General features: G+C 70.4%; 22 protein-coding genes. 11 read left to right on the top strand and 11 right to left on the bottom strand.

From position 1 onward, the window contains the following. Positions 1–3: 3 nt before the first annotated feature. Positions 4–609: a TetR/AcrR family transcriptional regulator gene (locus tag ACX9GQ_RS22955; RefSeq protein WP_459631938.1), complete on the top strand. Its 606-nt coding sequence runs from the start codon at positions 4–6 to the stop codon at positions 607–609. A 105-nt stretch (positions 610–714) separates the two neighbouring features. Then, on the top strand, positions 715–1,188 hold the full coding sequence (locus ACX9GQ_RS22950) for an Lrp/AsnC family transcriptional regulator (protein ID WP_459631937.1): 474 nt from the start codon (positions 715–717) through the stop codon (positions 1,186–1,188). Positions 1,189–1,320: 132 nt separating this feature from the next. On the opposite strand, the gene ACX9GQ_RS22945 is transcribed toward ACX9GQ_RS22950, so the two are convergent. The 7 genes from ACX9GQ_RS22945 to ACX9GQ_RS22915 form a co-directional block, all read right to left on the bottom strand. After that, complete coding sequence (locus tag ACX9GQ_RS22945; RefSeq protein ID WP_459631936.1) at positions 1,321–2,496, bottom strand: ABC transporter substrate-binding protein; 1,176 nt, start codon at positions 2,494–2,496, stop codon at positions 1,321–1,323. Positions 2,497–2,523: 27 nt separating this feature from the next. Beyond that, complete coding sequence (locus tag ACX9GQ_RS22940; RefSeq protein WP_459631935.1) at positions 2,524–3,285, bottom strand: GntR family transcriptional regulator; 762 nt, start codon at positions 3,283–3,285, stop codon at positions 2,524–2,526. Beyond that, the gene (locus tag ACX9GQ_RS22935) at positions 3,282–4,256 is read right to left on the bottom strand and encodes a PDR/VanB family oxidoreductase (RefSeq protein WP_459631934.1); all 975 of its coding nucleotides are present in this window, start codon (positions 4,254–4,256) and stop codon (positions 3,282–3,284) included. The genes ACX9GQ_RS22940 and ACX9GQ_RS22935 overlap by 4 nt, the downstream gene beginning before the upstream one ends. 2 nt (positions 4,257–4,258) lie before the next feature. Next, a complete protein-coding gene (locus tag ACX9GQ_RS22930) occupies positions 4,259–5,344 on the bottom strand; it encodes an aromatic ring-hydroxylating dioxygenase subunit alpha (RefSeq protein WP_459631933.1) in 1,086 nt (361 codons plus the stop codon). Between the two features lie 135 nt (positions 5,345–5,479). Continuing rightward, positions 5,480–5,800 carry a YciI family protein gene (locus tag ACX9GQ_RS22925; protein ID WP_459631932.1) on the bottom strand — a complete coding sequence of 107 codons (321 nt, stop codon included), beginning with the start codon at positions 5,798–5,800 and terminating at the stop codon, positions 5,480–5,482. Then, positions 5,800–6,663 (bottom strand): class III extradiol dioxygenase family protein, encoded by an 864-nt coding sequence (locus ACX9GQ_RS22920; RefSeq protein ID WP_459631931.1) that lies wholly within the window; start codon positions 6,661–6,663, stop codon positions 5,800–5,802. Before ACX9GQ_RS22920 ends, ACX9GQ_RS22925 begins: the two co-directional genes overlap by 1 nt. Before the next feature lie 2 nt (positions 6,664–6,665). Next, positions 6,666–7,736: an alpha/beta fold hydrolase gene (locus ACX9GQ_RS22915; RefSeq protein WP_459631930.1), complete on the bottom strand. Its 1,071-nt coding sequence runs from the start codon at positions 7,734–7,736 to the stop codon at positions 6,666–6,668. Positions 7,737–7,852: 116 nt separating this feature from the next. Here ACX9GQ_RS22915 and ACX9GQ_RS22910 point away from each other — a divergent pair, with 116 nt between their 5' ends. Continuing rightward, entirely contained in the window at positions 7,853–8,758 is a 906-nt protein-coding gene (locus tag ACX9GQ_RS22910; RefSeq protein WP_459631929.1) for a LysR family transcriptional regulator, read from the top strand. Positions 8,759–8,761: 3 nt separating this feature from the next. Here the strand turns inward: ACX9GQ_RS22910 and ACX9GQ_RS22905 are convergent, their stop codons facing one another. Further along, positions 8,762–9,220 (bottom strand): hypothetical protein, encoded by a 459-nt coding sequence (locus tag ACX9GQ_RS22905; protein WP_459631928.1) that lies wholly within the window; start codon positions 9,218–9,220, stop codon positions 8,762–8,764. A gap of 140 nt (positions 9,221–9,360) precedes the next feature. On the opposite strand from ACX9GQ_RS22905, the gene ACX9GQ_RS22900 reads away from it, so the two are divergent. The 3 genes from ACX9GQ_RS22900 to ACX9GQ_RS22890 are packed head-to-tail and all read left to right on the top strand — an operon-like array spanning position 9,361 to position 11,606. Further along, the gene (locus tag ACX9GQ_RS22900; RefSeq protein ID WP_459631927.1) at positions 9,361–10,035 is read left to right on the top strand and encodes a lysophospholipid acyltransferase family protein; all 675 of its coding nucleotides are present in this window, start codon (positions 9,361–9,363) and stop codon (positions 10,033–10,035) included. Further along, positions 10,025–10,960: a phosphatidate cytidylyltransferase gene (locus ACX9GQ_RS22895; RefSeq protein WP_459631926.1), complete on the top strand. Its 936-nt coding sequence runs from the start codon at positions 10,025–10,027 to the stop codon at positions 10,958–10,960. The genes ACX9GQ_RS22900 and ACX9GQ_RS22895 overlap by 11 nt, the downstream gene beginning before the upstream one ends. A gap of 10 nt (positions 10,961–10,970) precedes the next feature. After that, positions 10,971–11,606 carry a CDP-alcohol phosphatidyltransferase family protein gene (locus ACX9GQ_RS22890; RefSeq protein ID WP_459631925.1) on the top strand — a complete coding sequence of 212 codons (636 nt, stop codon included), beginning with the start codon at positions 10,971–10,973 and terminating at the stop codon, positions 11,604–11,606. A gap of 4 nt (positions 11,607–11,610) precedes the next feature. On the opposite strand, the gene ACX9GQ_RS22885 is transcribed toward ACX9GQ_RS22890, so the two are convergent. After that, on the bottom strand, positions 11,611–12,525 hold the full coding sequence (locus ACX9GQ_RS22885) for a 1-phosphofructokinase family hexose kinase (protein ID WP_459631924.1): 915 nt from the start codon (positions 12,523–12,525) through the stop codon (positions 11,611–11,613). 12 nt (positions 12,526–12,537) lie between these two features. Then, a complete protein-coding gene (locus tag ACX9GQ_RS22880; protein WP_459631923.1) occupies positions 12,538–13,689 on the bottom strand; it encodes an enolase C-terminal domain-like protein in 1,152 nt (383 codons plus the stop codon). Positions 13,690–13,890: 201 nt separating this feature from the next. Between ACX9GQ_RS22880 and ACX9GQ_RS22875 the strand changes: the two genes are divergently transcribed. Further along, positions 13,891–15,135: an aminotransferase class III-fold pyridoxal phosphate-dependent enzyme gene (locus tag ACX9GQ_RS22875; RefSeq protein WP_459631922.1), complete on the top strand. Its 1,245-nt coding sequence runs from the start codon at positions 13,891–13,893 to the stop codon at positions 15,133–15,135. A 3-nt stretch (positions 15,136–15,138) separates the two neighbouring features. On the opposite strand, the gene ACX9GQ_RS22870 is transcribed toward ACX9GQ_RS22875, so the two are convergent. Beyond that, positions 15,139–15,294, bottom strand: coding sequence for a hypothetical protein (locus ACX9GQ_RS22870; protein WP_459631921.1), 156 nt, complete (start codon positions 15,292–15,294; stop codon positions 15,139–15,141). A 260-nt stretch (positions 15,295–15,554) separates the two neighbouring features. On the opposite strand from ACX9GQ_RS22870, the gene ACX9GQ_RS22865 reads away from it, so the two are divergent. The 4 genes from ACX9GQ_RS22865 to ACX9GQ_RS22850 are packed head-to-tail and all read left to right on the top strand — an operon-like array spanning position 15,555 to position 20,194. Next, positions 15,555–16,007 (top strand): c-type cytochrome, encoded by a 453-nt coding sequence (locus tag ACX9GQ_RS22865; RefSeq protein WP_459631920.1) that lies wholly within the window; start codon positions 15,555–15,557, stop codon positions 16,005–16,007. Positions 16,008–16,050: 43 nt separating this feature from the next. Next, positions 16,051–17,400 (top strand): cbb3-type cytochrome c oxidase subunit I, encoded by a 1,350-nt coding sequence (locus ACX9GQ_RS22860; protein WP_459631919.1) that lies wholly within the window; start codon positions 16,051–16,053, stop codon positions 17,398–17,400. Positions 17,401–17,457: 57 nt separating this feature from the next. After that, entirely contained in the window at positions 17,458–18,270 is an 813-nt protein-coding gene (locus ACX9GQ_RS22855) for an AAA family ATPase (protein WP_459631918.1), read from the top strand. 13 nt (positions 18,271–18,283) lie between these two features. Then, complete coding sequence (locus tag ACX9GQ_RS22850) at positions 18,284–20,194, top strand: VWA domain-containing protein (RefSeq protein ID WP_459631917.1); 1,911 nt, start codon at positions 18,284–18,286, stop codon at positions 20,192–20,194. The last annotated feature ends 4 nt before the right edge of the window (positions 20,195–20,198 follow it).

The raw sequence follows: 20,198 nt of genomic DNA, 5'->3' as shown, positions 1-20,198 counted from the left end.
GCCATGCGCGACGGCAGCCGCACCCGCGCCCGAATCCTCGACGAGGCGCTGCTCCTCTTCGCCGACAAGGGCGTGGAGGCGACCTCGGTCCGCGACATCGCCCGCGCGGTGGGCGTGGCGGAGAGTGCGCTCTACCGGCACTTCGCCGCCAAGGAGGACATCGCCCGCGAAGCCTTCCTCGTCCATTTCGCGGCGCTCGCGCGCGATGTCGTCGCGATCGGCGCCGAACCGGCGCCGCTGGCGGCCAGGGTGCGCAGGCTGGTCGACCACTTCACCACGCTCTTCGACGAGCGCGTCGCGCTGTTCACCTTCGTGCTGATCAACCAGCATCGGCACCTCGGCGCCCTTCCGGTCGATGCGGACAGCAACCCCGTCTCGGCGCTCTCGGCCCTGCTCGGCGTGGCCATGGAGAAGGGCGAGCTCCCTCGCGGAAACCCCGACCTCGCAGCGGCCGTGGCGCTCGGGATCGTCATCCAGCCGGCGGTGTTTCGGCTCTACGGACGTCTCGAACCGCCCTTGTCCCGCCATGCTCCCGCCCTTGCCGCCGCGGTGCTCTCGGCTCTGGGGGTACACGACGAGGGCGTCGCGACGGCACCCGGTTCCCTATAACCGAAAAGAATATGTAGAATATAAAGAATAACGAGCCGCAGCGTGAAATGATTTGCCTCGCGTCCCGGTTTCCCGCAAAGCTCGTGGCAGGAGCCAGGAAACACGATGGACGCCATAGACCGGAAGATCCTGTCCGCGCTGCAGGAGAGCGCCGACATCTCCATCGCGGAGCTCGCGAACCGTGTCGGACTTTCGCAGACGCCGTGCTGGAAGCGAATCCAGAAGCTCGAGGCCGCCGGCGTGATCCTGCGAAAGGTCGCGCTCGTCTCGCCGGAGAAGGTGGGCCTGGGCCTCACGGTCTTCGTGCAGATCGAGACCGCGGAGCACTCGGCGTCCTGGTTGCAGGACTTCAGCGCCCATGTGTCCGGCCTGCCGGAGGTGATGGAGTTCTACCGGATGGCCGGCGACGTCGACTACATGCTGCGTGTCGCCGTGGCCGACATGGCGGCCTACGACGCTTTCTACAAGCGTCTCGTCGCCGCATTTCCGCTGAAGAACGTGACGTCCCGCTTCGCCATGGAGCGGATCAAGTCGACCACCGCCTACGCCCTGCCGGCCGTCCTCCCTGCGACGGCTTGAACGGCCGGCGCGACTGAATTCGAAACGCGGACGCCACGGAGCGTCCGGTTCACGTTCCCGCCGCAACAAGAACCCCGGCGCGCCTCGCGGCGGCCGGGGGTGTCTTGCGTCAGACTGTCGGGCGGGCGGCCGTCACGGGTTCTTGGCGGCCTTCACCGGGTCCTTCATGTTCGGCGCGGTCGCGAACTCGACGTTGTAGAGCTCGCCGTTCACCTTCTCGACCTTGCGGATGTAGATGTTCTGGATGATGTCGCGGGTCTGCGGGTCGATGGTGACCGGGCCGCGCGGGCTCGTCCAGCTCATGCCCTTCATGGCGTTGACCAGCGCCTCGCCGCCCTGGCCGTTGGTCTTCTTCAGGCCCTCGTAGATGAGGTGCATGCCGTCATAGCCGCCCATGGCCATGAAGTTCGGGCGCATGCCGTTGTTCGCCTTGCGGAAGGCCTCGACGAAGGCCTTGTTCTCCGGCGACGGATGCGCCGCCGAGTAGTGGTGCGAGGTGATGGCGCCCAGCGCCACGTCGCCGATCGTGTTGAGGATGTCGTCGTCCGTGACGCTGCCCTCGCCGAGGAACTTGATGCCGCTCTTGTCGAGACCGCGCTCCACGTACTGCTTCATGAACTGCGCACCGACGCCCGACGGCACGAAGACCAGCAGGGCGTCCGGCTTGGCGTCCGCCACCTTCTGGAGGAACGGCGCGAAGTCCGGGTTGGCGAGCGGCACGCGCAGGTTCTCCACCGTGCCGCCGGCCTTGGTGAAGGTCTCCGTGAAGGCCTTCTCCACGTCGATGCCGGGGCCGTAGTCGGAGACGACCGTCGTCACCTTCTTGATGCCGTTCTTGGCGGCCCACTCGGCGAGCGGCTGCGTCGTCTGCGCCGACGTCATGCTGGTGCGCACGATGAAGGGCGACTGCTCGGTGATGATCGACGTCGCCGCCGCCATGACCACCTGCGGGGTCTTGGACTGCGTGGCGAGCGGCGCGGTGGCGAGCGCGAGCGGCGTCAGGCCGAAGCCGGCGAGCACGGTCACCTTGTCGTTGACGATCAGCTCCTGCGCGATGCGCTTGGTCGTGTCGGCGGTGCCGGAGTCGTCCTTGACGATGAGCTGAACCTTGCGGCCGGCCACCGTGTCTCCGTTCTGCTGCATGTAGAGCCGCGCCGCGGCCTCGATCTGCTTGCCGGTCGAGGCGAAGGGGCCCGTCAGCGGCAGCACGAGGCCGATCTTGATGGCGTCCTGCGCCAGCGCCGGGCCGCCGAGGCCGAGCGCCACGGCGGTCGCCGCGGCGGCGCCGATGAATGTCCTGCGAAGCATGGTCTTCCTCCCTCCGGGTTTGGACGTTCAGGTCCTGAAGCGTCTCGTGATCAGGGCCGAGCCCGGGACGAGGTCCAGCATGCGCTGGTTCGTCAGGGCCCGCTCCAGGTTGCGGTGCGCGATGCGGGCGTGCTCGCGCATGATGGCCTCGGCCCGCGCGCCCTCCCGCCGCTCGATGGCGGAGAGCACGCAGCGGTGCTGGTCCTGCGCCACCAGCAGCGTCGCCACGCCGGTCGGCGAGCCGGACTGCACCGGCACGAGCGCGCTCGGCGAGGCGAAGGGCAGGGCGCTCGCGCGCTGGATCTGCCGTGCCAGCGCATCGCTGCCCGCGAGAGCCACCAGCATGTCGTGGAAGGCCGCGTTGAGCTCGACGTAGCGGGCAAGGTCGACGGCGGGGTCCGCCAGCACGGCGTCGATCAGGTCGAGGAGGCGGGCCGCCGCCTCTGCGTCGGCCCGGCCCACGCCGCGCTCTGCGGCGAGGCGCGCCGCGAGCCCTTCCAGCGTACCCCTGATCTCGATGGCCTCGAACGCCTCGCGCTCGCTGAACGCCTTCACCGCGAAGCCGCCGGACGGGATGGCTTCCAGCAGGCCCTCCTCCTCCAGCCGCACCAGCGCCATCCGCACCGGCGTGCGCGACACGCCGAGCCGCTCCACCATCTGCAGTTCCGAAACGCGCTCGCCGGGGGCGAGCTGGCCGTCGAGGACGAGCTTGCGCAGCTCCAGCTGTGCCTTCACCGTCTGCGACAGCGCCCGGTCGTCCTGCTGCGGGAGGAGCGCGCGCTCGTTCATGCCGGCCGGTCCGCGGTGTCCACGGTGATCACGCCGCCCGCCGCCATCCGCGACACGCAGGTGCACAGCTTCTCGTTGGCGGCCTTCTCCTCGTCGCTGAAGAAGACGTCGCGGTGGTCGATCAGGCCGTCGGTGCCCAGGATGCGCAGGGCGCACAGCCCGCATTCGCCGCGCCGGCAGTCGTGGATCATCGCGACGCCCGCCTCCTCCAGCGCGTCCAGCATGGTCCGGTTCTCGGGGACGGGAATCTCGAGCCCGAGCCGCGGGATGCGCACGGTGAACGGCGCGGTGGCGTGGCGGCCGCTGTTGCCGAAGGTCTCGAAGCGCAGGTGGTCGAGGGGCCGCCTGCTGTCCTGCCAGGCCCGCTTCACCGCCTCCATCAGGCCGATGGGCCCGCACATGTACATCTCGCCCTCCGGATGGAGGGACGCGATCGCGGCGGCGACGTCGAGCCGGTCGCCCTCCGCGTCGATCACGGTCGCGAGCCGGTCCCCGAGCAGGTCCGTGAGGTCGTCGCCGAAGGCGAGGTCCTGCCGCGTCCGGGCGGCGTAGATCATCCGCACGTTCTCGCCGCGGCGCACGAGGGCGTGGGCCATCGAAACGATGGGCGTGACGCCGATTCCGCCGGCGAGCAGCAGGTACTCAGGCCGCCCGAGACGCAAGGCGAAATGGTTGCCCGGCCCCGCCACGCGCAGTCGCGCGCCGGGGGCGAGGTTCCACATGGAGCGCGAGCCCCCGCGCGAGGTGGGGAGCAGCTTGACGGCGATGCGCCAGGCACCATCGCCGGCGCCGACGACGGAATAGGATCGCGTGTCGGGCCGGCCGTCGATCTGCACGGCCACCGTGACGTGGCTTCCCGGGGCGGCATCGCCGAGCCCGCCCTCCGGCTCGATCTCGAAGAGCCGGATGTCGGGGGTCAGGTCCGTGATCGAGCGCAGCGTGGCGCCGCGCCACTGGGGCAGGGTGGCCATGGTCACTCCGCCGCCTCGGACTGCACCCACGAGCGGATCGGCCCGTACTCCTTCTCCAGCATCGTGTCGATCAGCCGCCGCGCCCACAGCGCGCCGGCGTCGATGTTGAGGTTGTAGAAGGGCATGCGCGGATTGCGGTCGATCGCCTTCTGCTGCGCCTCCAGCACCGCGTGGTCCTGGTCGTAGACGCCCTTGCCGTCGTTGACGTGCGCGCGCTGGATGTCGCGGGTCAGCTGCTCGTCGTCCTTGCCGAACGTCCGCACGAAGTTCCAGAAGTAGTGGCAGCTCGTCCCGGTCTCCGGCGTGATGGCCGCGAGGAACGCGCCGTTGACGCCCTGCGAGCGGTCGCCCTGCGGTGCGCCGGTGCCCGTCACGGCAACGCCGACGTCGCCGACGATCGTCGAGGGCGCCTGGAAGTAGATGATCTGCCAGCGGTCGGCGTGCGCGCCCGGCCGGTTCAGGTGCTTCTTCCAGAACGGCGGCGGGTCGATGTCGATCATCCAGCGGGTGACCGTGGCGGTGCGGTCCGTGTGCGTCACCTCGAAGGGCGCGCTGGTGATCGCCTCGTCGCCGATGCTGCCCGCATGCACGTAGGTCTCGTGCGTCAGGTCCATCAGGTTGTCGATGACGAGGCGGTAGTCGCACTTCAGCCCGTAGAACGTGCCGCCCTCGCCCACCCAGTCCGTACCGTCGTTCCAGTGGAAGTCGGGAATGAGCGCCGGGTCGGCGAGCGCCGGGTCGCCCGGCCACACCCACACCAGCCGGTGCTTCTCCGCGACCGGAAAGGCGCGAACGCAGGCGGAGGGATTGATAGTCTTCTGCGCCGGCATGTAGGTGCAGCGGCCCTCGGCGTTGAAGACGAGCCCGTGATAGCCGCAGACGACCTCGTCGCCCTGCAGCCGGCCGAGCGACAGCGGCAGCAGCCGGTGCCAGCAGGCATCCTCCAGCACGGCGACCTGCCCGTCCGATCGGCGGTAGAGCACCATGTCCTTGCCGCACACCGTGCGCGCGGCGAGCTCGCGCTTCACCTCGTGGCCCCACGCGGCGGCGTACCAGCTGTTCAGCGGAAACGGCGTCTTGTCGGTCATGGTCGTCCTCCTTGGCCGCAGCATGTATACAGACCAAGGATCATGGCAAGGTTGAACTCGCAGAAAAAGCTCAGAAACTGCGCTCCAGATGCCTCTCGTGTCTCGGATGGCGGGTTAGCTGTATCCAACATGGACTCAGGCCCGGGTCAGCGGGTCGATCCGCTGCGCCTGGAAGCGGGAGGCCAGCGCGATGATCTCGATGCTCTCGACGAGCCCGGCCCGGGCATAGGGGTCGCCCTCCGCGAAGGCGAGGGCGCTGGCCCGGTCGGGTGCCTCCAGCACGCCGAAATTGCCCAGCGCCGTCTCCGCGTCGTCCTGCGTCAGGGCGCTACCGGTGAGCACCTTCGCAATCCCGCCGCCGCCCGACGCCACATGAGCCCGGTGTGCCTCGCGGTGGGCGTCGCGCACCGCGTCCATGCCCGGCCGGTGCCGGCAGATCATCAGCCAGTAGGCCATCAGGCAGCCTTCGACACGGGGGTGGCGGTGTTCTCAAGCACGATCATGCCGGCGCCGGTCATGGAGGCGGGAACGAAGTAGTGGCTGTGCTTGACCGTCACGTCGCGGTCCATGGCGCCGCGCATCACGAGCCACATCATCAGCTCGGCACCCTCGCTGCCGAACATCTCGACGTACTGTTCGCGAGACATCGCGGCGAGACGGTCGGGATCCGTGGCGATGTCGCGCAGGAAGGCCTTGTCGGCGGCCGGGTTCACGAAGCCCGCCCGCGACCCCTGCAGCTGGTGCGACAGGCCGCCGGTGCCGACGACGACGAACCGCTCGTCGCTATCGTAGCTCTCGATGGCGCGGCGCAGGATCCGGCCGAGCTCGTAGCAGCGGCTCGGCAGCGGGATCGGGTACTGGATGACGTTGACGAAGATCGGCACGACCTTCACCGGCCACTCCGCCGGCCGGCCCCAGAACAGCTCCATCGGCACCTGGATGCCGTGGTCGACGTCGATCTCCTGGCAGATCATCGGGTCGAAGCGGTTCTCGACGAGGGTGTCGACGAGGTGCCACGAGAAGTCGACCTCGCCGCGGAACGGCGGGATCGGGCGCGGGCCCCAGCCCTCGTCGACCGGCCGGTATTCCTCGGCGCAGCCGACCGCGAAGGTCGGCACCTTGTCGAGGAAGAACGAGTTGCCGTGGTCGTTGAAGATCACCACCGCCACGTCGGGCCGGTGCTCCTTCACCCAGTCCTGTCCGGGGATGTAGCCGTCGAAGAAGGGCTTCCAGTCTGGCGTGTCGCGCAGACCCTTGTCGATCGCGGCCGCGATCGAGGGGACGTGCGAGGTGCCGAGGCCTCCGATGAGCTTCGCCATGATTACTTCTTCCCCAGTCGCTCGCGCAGGAACGCGTCGTGGTCCATGCCCGCCTGGTGCGCGCCGATCTCGGTGATCCGGACCGGGTCGACGGCGGAAATCTTGAGAATGAAGAAGAGGTTGCCGCCGAGCCGAACCATCTCGCGCCAGTTGCGCGTCCTGACGGCCTCCTTCTCCTCGGGCGTCAGCCCGAAACGGTCCAGATAGGCGCCCTCGTCCTGCCGAAAAGCCTCCCGGTTCTCAGGCTTCGCGAGGCCCATGGCCATCTTGTTGATGCGGTAGCCGCGCAGCGACCGCTTGCGGTCGAAGAGCGGGATGTCCGGGATGACGTCCTGTTCCTTCTCGCCCATGCCTGCCCCTCCGGAGGTGGTGGCGTCCTGGCCCGGGAAGCCGAGCCAGCGCAGCAGCGCCGCCGTTGTGGCCTCGGGCTGCTCCACGGTGACCATATGGCCGCTGTCCTCGATGACGACCAGTTCGGCGCCTGGGATCGCCGCGGCGATCTCCTCGTGCTGCGCAAGCGGGCTCCAGCGGTCCTGGCGGCCCACCAGAACAAGTGTCGGGCAGGTGATCGTCGGCAGAAGCGGCCCGGCATCGGGCCGGTCGAGCAGTGCCCGGATCTGGCGGTGGTGCTGCTCGGGCGTGGCGCGAAGGACCATTGCTTCAAGCGGCTGCATCAGCGCGCGGTCCGTCGTCCGCGCCTCGTGCACCATGGGCGGCAGCCAGCGCGCGGCCAGCGCCGCCATGCCCTCCCGGTCGGCGAGGTCGAGGAGCTCCCGCCGCTTCTCCGGCTCGTCCGGCCGGCAGGGGTGCGCGCCGGTGTCCATCAGGACGAGCTTCGTGATCCTCCCCGGAGCCTGCCGCCACATCTCGAAGGCGACGCGCGCGCCCATGGAGTGGCCGATGACGGTCAGGGGCCCCTCCCGCAGCGCCAGCGCGTCGCGCGCCATGGCGGACAAGGAGTCCTGGGTCGAGAAGTCGGCGATGGCGACGTCGTCGTGCCGCGACAGGGCGGCGGCCTGCGCCGTCCAGACGCTCGCGTCGCAGAGGAGGCCGGGCAGCAGGATGATCGGCACGTGTGCTCCTTGGTTTCCCCGGCGCGCTAGATGGGGCCACTTGGAATCGTGAAGCAAATGGTTTCTTTCATGGGTTCCATGAACCTCTTTCATCGGAAGGCCGTCAGGAGGCCGCCATGCGCATCGACTTTCTCGGCCTCCACGCCTTCGTCGCCATCGCCGAGCGCGGCAGCTTCCAGCAGGCGGCTGCCCACCTGAACCTCTCCCAGACGGCGCTGAGCCACCGCATGCGCAAGCTCGAGGAGGACCTCGGCGTCCGCCTCCTGTCGCGGACGACGCGCGAGGTGTCGCTGACACCGGCGGGGCTCGACCTCCTGCCGAAGGTGAAGGCGATGATCGAGGATCTCACCGTTTCGCTGCAGGAGCTGCGCCAGCAGGGACGCGTCCGGCAGGAACGCCTCGCCATCGGCTGCCTGCCCACGATTGCCGCCGGCCGGCTGCCGGCGGCGCTGGTGCGCCTCCGCGCCGCGCACCCCACGGTGGAGATCAGGGTCTTCGACAACTCGGCCACCGAGATCGCCGAGGCGGTTGCCAGCGGCACGGCGGAGTTCGGCATCACGCTGGTCGCCTCGCTGCGCTGGGACTTCGAGACGGAGCTGCTCGCCCGCGAGCCCTTCGTCCTCGTCTGCCAGTCGAGCCACCCTCTCGCCGGGGCCTCCGGCGCGAGCTGGTCGGACCTCGAGGACATCCCGCTCATCCGCATCAGCCCCCACACCGGGAACCGCATGTTGATCGACGACGCGCTCGGCCGGCGGCGGGAGTCCGTCAGCTGGCGCTACGAGGTCCAGCACGTCGCCACCGCCGTGGCGATGGTGCGGGCCGGGCTCGGCATGACCGTCGTGCCCCGGCTCGCGCTGGAGACGAACACCATGGAGGGGCTCGCCGTGCTGCCCCTGCGCAATCCGTCGATCACGCGGCAGATCGGCATCGTCTCGCGCCGCAGCGCGCCGCTCTCGCCGCTTGGCGAAGAACTGCGCCGCTACGTGATCGAGGAGTTCTCGCGCCAGGAGGCCCGCGGCTGAGCCTCAGGGCGCCGTGGGCGCGGGGCGGCGCAGGACGAACCGGATCGCGAGCGCGCCGAGCCCGAGGCCGATGAGCGTCGGCGCCCATGCGGCGATGATCGCGGCGCCGAGATTGTCGTAGGCATAGGGGCCGGCCATCCAGCCGACGAAGCTGCCGAGCCAGTAGCCGAACAGGAATGCACCGACGCCGGCCGCCGCCGCTCCCAGCCCGCGGCTCGTCCGGGCGCGCCCCTCGGCGGGCGCGCCCCGCGACAGGCGGACGAACGCGAAGACGGCCGCTGCCACACCCCCGATGAGGCCGAAGAAAGGACCGATGATGAAGGCGAGGCCCATGGAGCCACCGCCGTCCCGGTCGTGGATGCCGAGGAACTCCCACGCCACGAGCGTTCCCGCCACCACAGCGACGTAGGTGACGATGGTTCCCAGGATGAAGGCGAGCACGACGAGCAGGGCGGTGCGCATGGCGTGTCTCTTCCGGACAGGATCGACTGGCGTCACCATGGCCCCGCCGGACGGCGCGCCGTGTGCGCTGGCGCACACGGGATTAACCATGAACGTCGCATGGTCCGGCGTCGTCGCAGTCCTCCTTCCGGAGCCCGGTCATGTCGCTGGCCGAAACCCTCGCCTCCACTGCCGTCACGACCTTCGCCCGGCTCGTCACGGGCGTGCGGCCCGACTGGCGCGGCGCGCCGCCCTCCGCCGCGCAGCGCATCTACTTCGCCAACCATGCGAGCCACGGCGACTTCGTGCTGATCTGGTCGGTCCTGCCGCCGGAGGCGCGCCGCCGCACCCGGCCTGTCGCGGGAGCGGACTACTGGAACGCCGGCGCGCTGCGCCGCTTCATCGGCCACGACGTCTTCCGCGCCGTGCTGATCGACCGTGACGCCTCCGCCCGCACCCGCGACCCCATCGAGGTCATGGCCGAGGCGCTCGACGCCGGCGACTCGCTGATCGTCTTCCCCGAAGGCACGCGCAACATGACGGACGCGCCCCTGCTGCCGTTCCGCTCCGGCCTCTACAACCTCGCCAGCCGCCGGCCGGACGTCGAGCTCGTCCCCGCCTGGATCGACAACCTATCCCGCGTGCTGCCCAAGGGCGAGGTTCTGCCCCTGCCGATCCTGTGCAGCGTCACCTTCGGCGAGGCGATCCAGCTTCAGGAGGGCGAGGAGCGCCGCGCCTTCCTCGACCGGGCGCGGAACGCCCTGCTGGCGCTCTCGGCGCCCGCCGTCGCGATGGCACCGGCCGTCGCGCCCGCGGAGGCCGGCCATGCCGCGTGAGACCGTCATCCTCTTCGGCGGCGTCCTCGCGGTCCTCGTCGTCGCCAGCGTGATCGGTGCCATCCTGAAGACCCGCGCCGGGGAGGCGGGATCGGCGACGGTCGACAACCTCAACCAGCGCGTGAAGGCCTGGTGGGTCATGGTCGCGCTGCTCGGCGTCGCCATGGCCTTCGGCAAGGCTGCCGTCATCGTGCTCTACGCCGTGACGTCGTTCTTCGCTCTGCGCGAGTTCGTCACCCTCACCGAGACGCGCCGCGGCGACCACTGGGCCCTCCTCGCGGCCTTCTTCGTCGCGCTGCCGATCCAGTACTACCTCGTCTGGATCGACTGGTACGGCCTCTTCTCCATCTTCATCCCGGTCTACGGGTTCCTGCTGCTGCCGGCCGTCGCCGCCCTGCGGCAGGACACCGAGCACTTCCTCACCCGCGTCGCCGCCCAGCAGTGGGCGCTGATGATCTGCGTCTACTGCGCCAGCCACGTGCCGGCGCTGCTGACGCTCCAGATCCCCGGCTTCGAGGGCAAGCAGATCCTGCTCGTCGCCTTCCTCATCATCGTCGTGCAGGGCTCGGACGTGCTGCAGTACGTCTTCGGCAAGCTGTTCGGCCGCCACAAGGTGGCGCCGCTGCTGTCGCCGTCGAAGACGTGGGAGGGCCTCGTCGGCGGCGTCGCCTCCGCGACGCTGCTCGGCACGGCGCTCTGGTGGATCACGCCCTTCGCGCCGTGGCAGGCGGGCCTCATGGCCTTCGCCATCTGCGTCATGGGTTTCCTCGGCGGGCTCGTCATGTCCGGCATCAAGCGCGACCGCGGCGTGAAGGACTGGGGCCGGATGATCGCCGGCCATGGTGGCGTGCTGGATCGCATCGACAGCATCGTCTTCTCCGCGCCGATCTTCTTCCACCTGACCCGCTACTGGTGGGCGCTGTGAGGACCGGGCCATGACCGCCGACGACACCGACAAGGCCGCCTCCCGCCGCCCCCTCGCGAGCCGCGGCAGCCCGCTCGCCCGCCGCGCGGTCGACGCGCTGCTGCGAACCAGCGTCACGCCCAACCAGATCTCGGTCATCAGCGTGCTCGTCGCCGCGGTCGGCGCGGCGGCGCTCGCGGCGGCGCCCCGGCACCCCTGGCTCTTCCTCGTGACGGCCGCCTGCGTCCAGCTGCGGCTCGTCTGCAACCTGCTCGACGGCATGGTGGCCGTGGAGGGGGGGCGCGGCACGCCCGTGGGCGCGCTCTACAACGAGATTCCCGACCGGGTCGCCGACACGCTCTTCCTCGTCGCCTGGGGGGTTGCCTGCGGCAGCCCGTCGCTCGGGTGGGCGGCGGCGCTGGCAGCGGCGGTCACCGCCTACATCCGCGTCCTCGGCGGGGCGCTCGGCCAGCCGCAGGACTTCCGCGGCCCGATGGCCAAGCAGCATCGCATGGCGCTGCTGACGGCCGCCTGCGTCGTTGTGTTCGTGGAGATGGTGGTCATGAAGGACACGCAACTGCTGGGTCCAGCCTTGTGGCTCGTCCTCGCCGGCAGCCTGTGGACGTGCGTGACCCGCACGCGCGCCATCGCGGCGCGCCTGCGCTGAGGCGTCACCCGGCGAGCAGGCGCTCGACGTCCCCGCGGCTCGCCAGCTGCGTCCCCTCTCGCAGACAGGCGGCCGACCCCGCCGCCACGGCGAGGCGCAGCGCCTCCTCGTCGGTAAAGCCGCAAGCGAAGCCGTGCAGCAGTCCGCCGAGGAAGCTGTCGCCCGCTCCCACGGTGCTCATCACGGCGATGCGCGGGGCTGTGGCCGTCACGATCTTCCGTGCGTCCGCCAGCACGGCGCCGTCCGGCCCGAGGCTCACCACGACCTGCCGGACGCGGCCCGTCCCGCAGAGCTCGCGCGCCGCAGCTGCCACCGTGTCCGGCGAGCCGAGAGGATGCCCCACGAGGTCCTCCAGCTCCGTCTGGCTGACCTTCAGCAGGGCGATGCCGCCCGCCGCCACCGTCGCCTCCAGCGTCCGGCCCGACACGTCGAGGGCGAAGGCCATGCCGCGTTGCGTCGCGAGGCGGGCGACGTCGACATAGTGCGTCACGGGCATGCCGCGGGGCAGGCTGCCGCTCGCCACCAGCCAGTCGCCGCGCGCCGCCTCGAGCGCCGCCAGAGCTGCGGCGCACTCGTCCGGCGTAACCTCCGGGCCCTCGGGGACGAACCGGTACTCGCGGCCCGTGCTGCGCTCGCGCACCACGCTCGATACGCGCGTGTCGCCGGCGATCGGCACGTCGTGGCCCGGCACGCCGGTGCGCTGCAGCAGCGTGTCGAACAGCGACCGCGTGGCGCCGCCGGCGCAGTAGACGGCGAAGACCTCGGTGCCGAGCGTGTGCAGAACGCGCGCGACGTTGATGCCGCCGCCGCCAGGGTCGTAGCGCGTCTCGCCGACGCGGATCTTCTCGGTCGGGCGGATCTCCTCGCACGCCGACCACAGGTCGACGGCCGGGTTCGGCGTGTAGGTGACGATCCGCATCGGTCCTCCGGCTCAGGCGAGGTGGGCCTCGATGTAGTCGAAGTCGATGTCCTGCCCGAGGCCCGGCGTGTCGCGCAGGTGCACGTAGCCGTCCCGGTCCATCTCGTCGTCGATGCGCTTCAGGTAGGCCGGCGGCCTGTCGTAGTCGATGAACGGGTGCAGCAGGCCGCGCTCGTAGTAGGTGGTGTTCTGGATCGCGGCGCACACGGCGAGGTTGCCGGCCCCCGTTCCGTGCACCTCGCAGCTCATGCCGAAGCTCTCGGCGAGCCGCGCCACCTTCATCGATGGGCCGATGCCGCCGACGTCCCACACGCCCGTCCGCACCATGTCGCAGGCGCCGCCGGCGATCCATTCGGCGCGGATCCAGTGCTTCCCGAGCAGGGTTTCGGGGCCGAGGATGTTGAGCTTCGTCAGGTTCTGGGCGAGCCACCGGTAGGACGAGATGGAGGCCTCCTCCATCGGCTCCTCCATCCACAGGAAGCCCAGTTCCTCCAGCTTCTGGCCGAGCCAGAGCGTGTCCGCACGGCTGTACCAGTGGTTCGGGTCGAGCATCAGCGGCACGTCGGGGCCCACCGCCTCGCGCACGGCGGCGCAGGCGAGGTAGTCGGAGCGCACGTTCGGCGCGCCGGGGATGGGCGGCATCCAGGTGTGCAGCTTCACCGCCTTGTAGCCGCGCTCCTTCACCAGCCACTCGGCGAACCGTCCGTAGTCCTCCGGCGTCGCCAGCCCGTTGGGCAGGTCGTCCCCGCACATGGTCGAGCCGTAGGCGAGGATCCTGTCGCGGTAGCCGCCGAGCAGCTTCCACACGGGTTGGCCCGTGATCCTTCCGACGAGGTCCCACAGCGCGAGGTCCACGGTGGTCAGCGTGCGGTCGTCGAGGCGGAAGCCGCTGCCGCGCTGCCACTTGTAGAGCGCGTACCAGATCTTCTCCGTCCGCATCGGGTCGGCGCCGATCAGCACGGGGCGCACATAGGCCTGCAGCAGCTCCTCGCGCGCATCCGCCGGCTGCACGATGGCGTGGCCCTGCTGCCCCTCGTCCGTCGTGATGGTGACGAGCGCCATCTTCGCCTGCCGCGGCGGGCCGGGGTGGGAATGTCCGTCCGAGTCCTTCACTTGGTTGGTCTCGTAGACGAACGTCTTCGCGCTGACGTCGATGATCTTCACGGGGGCGCTTCCTCTGCGGCCGGCGCCTTCGGGGCGCCTCGGGTCGGGTCGACGCGGCGGCCCTTGGTCCCCTTTCTAGCGGCAGCGGCGCCCCGGTGTCATCGGACCTGCGTGCGGAGCAGCCGCGCGGCACCAGCCATGCGGGAAACTTTCTCAACGCCGGCCGATTGTCTCCCGTCGAACCTGCCGGACGAGAAGACGGTGAAGACCATCGATCCCTACGCGTCGTCGCGTTCGCTCGCGGCCCGCGCCGCCCGCCTGATCCCCGGCGGGCACCATCTCTCGGGCCGCCCGCTGCTGCCCTCGACGCCGCCGCTGTACATCCGGGAAGCGTCCGGCGCACGGGTGACGGACGCCGACGGACGCCGCTACATCGACTTCCTCATGGCCTACGGGCCGTTCGTCCTCGGCTACGCGCATCCGGAGGTCGATGCTGCGGCGAGGGCGAGGCTGGCGACCGGCCATCTCGTCTCCCTCAACCACCCGCTGCACCTCGACTTCGTCGAACGGGTCGTCGGACTGGTGCCCGACGCGAAGATGGGGATGTTCTTCCGGACGGGGTCTGAGGCGACGACGGCGGCGCTGCGCATTGCACGCCGTGCCACGGGGCGCACGCTCGTCGCCCGCTGCGGCTACCATGGCTGGCATGACTGGTGCGTTCCCGACCTCGACGGCGTGCCGGAGGGTCTCGACCGGCAGGTCCTGCCCTACGACGCGCGGGACCCTTCGTCGCTGGCCGCCCTGCTCGACCATCACCCGGCCCGCTTTGCCGCCGTCATCCTCGCGCCTGAGATGATCCATCCGCCGGACGCGCGGGCCGTCGCGGTAATCCGCGACCTCTGCACCCGCCACGGCGCGCTCCTCGTCATGGACGAGGTCAAGACCGGTATCCGGGCGCCCGGCTGGACGATGCAGGCCGGCCTCGGCATTGCCGGTGACATGACGACCCTGAGCAAGGCGCTCGGCAACGGCTGGGCCATCGCCGCGGTGGTCGGCCGCGAGGAGGTGCTGCGTCATGCCGCCGGGCTGCACGTCTCCGCCACCTATCACGGCGACGTCGCTGCCATGGCGGCGGCGATGGCCACGCTCGACATCGTCGCGCGCGACGGGGTGCAGGATGACATTGCGCGTCTCGGACAACGCCTCATCGACGGGCTGAACGCCGCCGCCGCACGGCACGGCATCCCCGCCGCGGCCTACGGCGAACCGATCCCGGCGATGCCCTTCATGGCCTTCCGGCATCCCGATCCGGCCGTGAACGCGGCGCTCGCCGAGATCGTCTACGGCGAGGCGCTGGCGGAAGGTGTCCTCCTCCACCCGCGGCATCTCTGGTTCGTCAGCGCGGCCCACTCGGCCGCCGACATCGACCACGCCGTCGCGGTCGTCGACCATGCGATGGCGCAGGCCGGACGCCGCCTCGGGATGATGGGTCTCGCGCTGGCCTGACGCTCACTGCGTGAGGAACAGGGTCGCGGCGATCGCGACGGACGCCGCCACGGCGACGACGGCGCCGCTGGCCGGCAGCACGCCCATGCGCCGGAGCGCAATGGCGAAGCCGATGATGATCGGGGCGGTGACGACGAGCCCCCACTGGGCATCCGACATGGGCATCCTCCGGTCGCGGATCCGTTTGTCCGCCCGGAGGCGGCATGGCCAATCCCTAGCCCGGTCTGCCGACGGGGCGTTTGCCCCGGAACAAACTCGTGGCGGATGCCCGTCGACGGCGGGATCTCTCCGCTCCTTGCTCCGGCACAAAGACCGTCCGGCCGCGCCGGGTAGCGTCACCCGCGAGCCGGATCAGCGCCGATCCGCGCCTTCTCCCTCCCTGCCCACCATCGTCCGGCATTGCCTGGAAAGGATTCGTGATGGCCGAACGCCTCACCGTCTCGGCGGCCCGCAACGTGTTCTACGGCGGCTCCGCCTTCTTCTTCGCCATCTTCGTCGCCCTCACGGCGCACAGCCACTGGTACATGGCCAACACCTCGACCGACCGCGCGTCGCTCACCGACGGCGTCGCGCGCGGCAAGCACGTGTGGGAGAAGAACTCCTGCATCAACTGCCACACGCTGCTGGGCGAGGGCGCCTACTTCGCCCCCGAGGTCGGCAACGTGTGGGTCCGCTGGGGCGGCAAGGAGGATCCCGCGGCCGCCCGCGAGATGCTGAAGGCCTGGATGCAGTCCCAGCCCTCCGGCGCGCCAGGCCGCCGTCAGATGCCGCAGTTCAACCTGACGGACCAGGAACTCAACGACCTCGCGGACTTCCTCGAGTGGACGAGCCGCATCAACACCCAGAGCTGGCCGCCGAAGACGTCGGGCTGACCGCCAGCGCCGTCCCATTCCGATTCATCCGAAAGATCGACCCATGCGCTACGAGACCCAGAAGGTCGCGCTGCTCTACTTCTACGGAGCGCTCGCCCTGTTCCTCGCCCAGGTGACGTTCGGCCTGCTCGCCGGCCTCATCTACGTCCTTCCCAACACGCTCTCCGTCATCCTCCCGTTCAACATCGTGCGGATGATCCACACCAACGCGCTCATCGTCTGGCTGCTGATGGGCTTCATGGGCTGCACCTACTTCCTGGTGCCGGAAGAGGCCGAGACGGAGCTGTGGAGCCCGGGGCTGGCCAAGGTCCAGTTCTGGCTGTTCTTCGCCGCCGCCGGCATCGCCGTCGTCGGCTACCTCTTCCACATCCACGAGGGCCGCGAGTTCCTCGAGCAGCCCTTCGCCATCAAGGTCGGCATCGTCGTCGTGGCGCTGATGTTCCTGCTGAACATCACCATGACGGTGCTGAAGGGGCGCAAGACCGCCGTCACCAACATCCTCCTCTTCGGGCTGTGGGGCGTCGCGATCTTCTTCCTCTTCTCCTTCTACAACCCGGCCAACCTGGCGCTCGACAAGATGTACTGGTGGTACGTCGTCCACCTCTGGGTCGAGGGCGTCTGGGAGCTGATCATGGCCTCGGTCCTGGCCTTCCTGATGATCAAGCTCAATGGCGTCGACCGCGAGGTCGTCGAGAAGTGGCTCTACGTCATCATCGGGCTGGCGCTGTTCAGCGGCATCCTGGGCACCGGCCACCACTACTACTGGATCGGCGCGCCCGGCTACTGGCAGTGGATCGGCTCGCTGTTCTCCACGCTGGAGGTGGCGCCCTTCTTCACGATGATCCTGTTCACCGTCCAGATGACCTGGAAGGCTGGCCGCAATCATCCGAACCGCGCCGCGCTCCTGTGGTCCGTCGGCTGCTCGGTGATGGCGTTCCTCGGCGCCGGCGTGTGGGGCTTCCTGCACACGCTGTCCTCGGTGAACTACTACACCCACGGCACGCAGGTGACCGCGGCGCATGGGCATCTCGCCTTCTTCGGCGCCTACGTGATGCTGAACCTGGCGATGATGGCCTACGCCTTCCCGCTGCTGCTCGGCCGCCAGCCCTACAACCAGTGGCTCAGCATCGCGAGCTTCTGGATCATGTGCACTGCCATGCTGGTGATGACCTTCTCGCTCACCTTCGCCGGCATCGTGCAGGTGCACCTGCAGCGGGTGCTCGGGCAAGGCTACATGGACGTGCAGGACGGCCTGGCCCTGTTCTACTGGATCCGCCTCGCCTCCGGCGTCTTCGTCGTCGCCTCCGCGCTGATGTTCGCCTGGTCCGTGCTGGTGCCCGGCCGCGAGCGGCAGTCCGCCGCCGCCCTCCCGGCCCTGCAGCCGGCCGAGTGAGACCTTCCGCCCGGCCCCTCGCGGGCCGGGCGCCTTCCCACCCCCGGAGTGACCCCGATGACCATCGCCCTGCGCAGCGCGCCGCGTGCCATGCCCGCCGCTCCCTTCTACGCCCCCGCCGGCAACGAGGTGGCGCTCTTCGAACTCGCCTGGAGCCGGCGGCTGCCGCTGCTCCTCAAGGGCCCGACCGGCTGCGGCAAGACGCGCTTCGTCGCCCACATGGCGGCGCGCCTCGGCCTGCCGCTGCACACCGTGTCGTGCCATGACGACCTCACCGCCGCCGATCTGACCGGCCGCTACCTGCTGAAGGGCGGCGACACGGTGTGGACGGACGGGCCGCTGACCCGCGCCGTTCGCGAGGGCGGCGTCTGCTACCTCGACGAGGTGGTGGAGGCCCGCAAGGACGTCGCGGTGGTGCTCCATCCCCTCACCGACGACCGCCGCATCCTGCCGCTCGAGCGGACCGGCGAGGAGATCGCCGCGCCCGACGGCTTCATGCTCGTCGTCTCCTACAACCCGGGCTACCAGAGCCTGCTCAAGGCCCTGAAGCCCTCGACCCGCCAGCGCTTCGTGGCCATCGAGTTCGGCTTCCTGCCGCCCGCGCAGGAGACCGCCGTCGTGAGCGCCGAGAGCGGTCTCGCGGAGGGACGCGTCAGGCCCCTCGTCGACCTCGCCAACCGCCTGCGCGCGCTGAAGGGACAGGACCTCGAGGAGGGCGTTTCCACCCGGCTCCTCGTCTACTGCGCCAGCCTGATCGTGGCGGGACTGCCTCCGGCGGAGGCGATCCGGAGCGCCATGATCGAGCCGCTCACGGACGAGCCCGACGTGCGCGACGCGCTCGTCGAGGTCGCCCGCGCCGTCGTGCCCTGACGGAGGCGAACCCGTGCTGGATTTCCTCGAGCTCGAAGAGACGGTGGGCAAGGCGTGGCACCGCCTCGTCGGCGGCGCTGCGACCTACCCCCGCCACCCGGACCACGCGGTGACGCTGGAGAGCGTTCGCGGCTCCCTCGCCGTCATGTTCCGCGGGCTCGGAGGAGAGCCGGTCGTCCAGCTGGCGGCCGCCGGTGCGCGCACCTCCCGGCATCGGCTCGGCTGGCTGCAGCGCGTGGGGGTCGGCGCCGAGCGGCTGGAACATCCCGGCCGCGATGGCGGCACGCTCTACCTGCCGCCGTCCGTCGCCTTCTTCCCCGACGCCGCCCTGAACCGGATGCTCTACCGGTGGCTGGCGGCGTGGTTTGCCTGCGTCCCGCTCGACCCGGTCGTCGAGGTCGACGCCTACCGGCGCGATCTCCTCGTCTTGCGCCGGGCCCGCTCCACGACGGCGACGGTCCTCGCGCGCTTCCCCGGGCTGGCCGCTGACCACGCGGTCCTGGCCGCCGCCATGGCGGCGATCCGGCCCGCCCGGTCGATGTCGCGGACCGAGCGAGAGGTGGAGCAGATCGTGCTCGCCCTGCTCGGCGCCGTCGCGCCGCCGCAGGGCAAGGCGTGGGACGCCGTCTTGGGCGAGGGGCCGCTTCCCGCCGCCGTTCGCGGCTACCAGCCCGTGCTGCCGTGCCCCCTGTGGGGCGATGCGTGGCAGCGGGCCGAGGGTCCCGGCCACGGCGCAGAGGACGAGACGGCTCCGCAGGGCGCCATGGCGCCCCCGCAGACGCGCCGCCATGTCGCGGTACGCCAGGAGCAGGACCGGCGCGACCGCCGCGACCCGCTGATGCTGAACCGCTTCGAGAAGATCCTCGCCATGGCCGAGATGGTGAAGGTCGACCGCCCCGATGACGACGACGAGGACGAGGATGCCGAGAAGGCCGCCGAAGACATGGAGGAACTCACCGTCGGGCAGCGCAGCGGCAAGCCTGCGACGACCCTGAAGTTCGATCTCGACCTGCCGCCCGAGGCCGTCGACCGGAAGAGCCTCGAGGCGGAATGCTCGACGCCGGAGTGGGACTACACCCGCGGCGTGCTGATGCCGGACCACTGCCGCATCCTCGTCGGCACCGCCCCGGAGGAGGGCGAGACGTGGTCCCCGGACGACGAGGCGCGGCGGCGCATCCGCAAGGTGCGTCGCCAGTTCGAGGCGCTGCGCCCGCGCCACGAGGTGCTGAGGGCGCAGGCGGACGGTCCTGAGCTCGACCTCGACGCGCTCGTGCGGGCGCGCAGCGATCTCGCCGCCGGCGGCGCCGGGAGCGACCGCGTGCACCTCGCCACGCGGCCGCAGGGCCACGACCTCGCAGTGACGCTGCTCGTCGACGTGTCGCTGTCGACCGACGCGTGGATCGACGGCCGCCGCGTGCTCGACGTGGAGAAGGAGGCGCTTCTCGTCCTCGCGCACGGGCTTGCCGCCTGCGGCGATCACCACAGCATCCTCACTTTCACCTCGCGCCGCCGCTCGTGGGTCCGGGTCGAGACGGTGAAGGGGTTCGGCGAGACAATGGGCGCCGCCGTGGAGCGCCGAATCGCGGCGCTCAAGCCGGGCTTCTACACCCGCATGGGCGCGGGTCTGCGCCATGCCGCGCGCGAGCTCGCGGCGCAGCCGCAGCGCCGGCGCCTGCTGCTCGTGCTCACCGACGGGAAGCCGAACGACGTGGACCACTACGAGGGCCGCTTCGGCATCGAGGACACGCGCAAGGCGGTGCAGGAGGCCCGCCGCCTCGGCCTCGCCGTCTTCGCGGTGACCGTCGACGCGCAGGCGCGCGGCTACCTGCCGACGCTCTTCGGCCGCAACGGCTTTGCCATGGTCGACAAGGTCGCCCGGCTGCCGGTCGCCCTGCCGGCGATCTACCGCCACCTCGTGCGCTGACGCC

This window comes from Alsobacter sp. R-9, from assembly GCF_054612375.1.
This window is presented reverse-complemented; position numbering and strand designations above follow the sequence as displayed.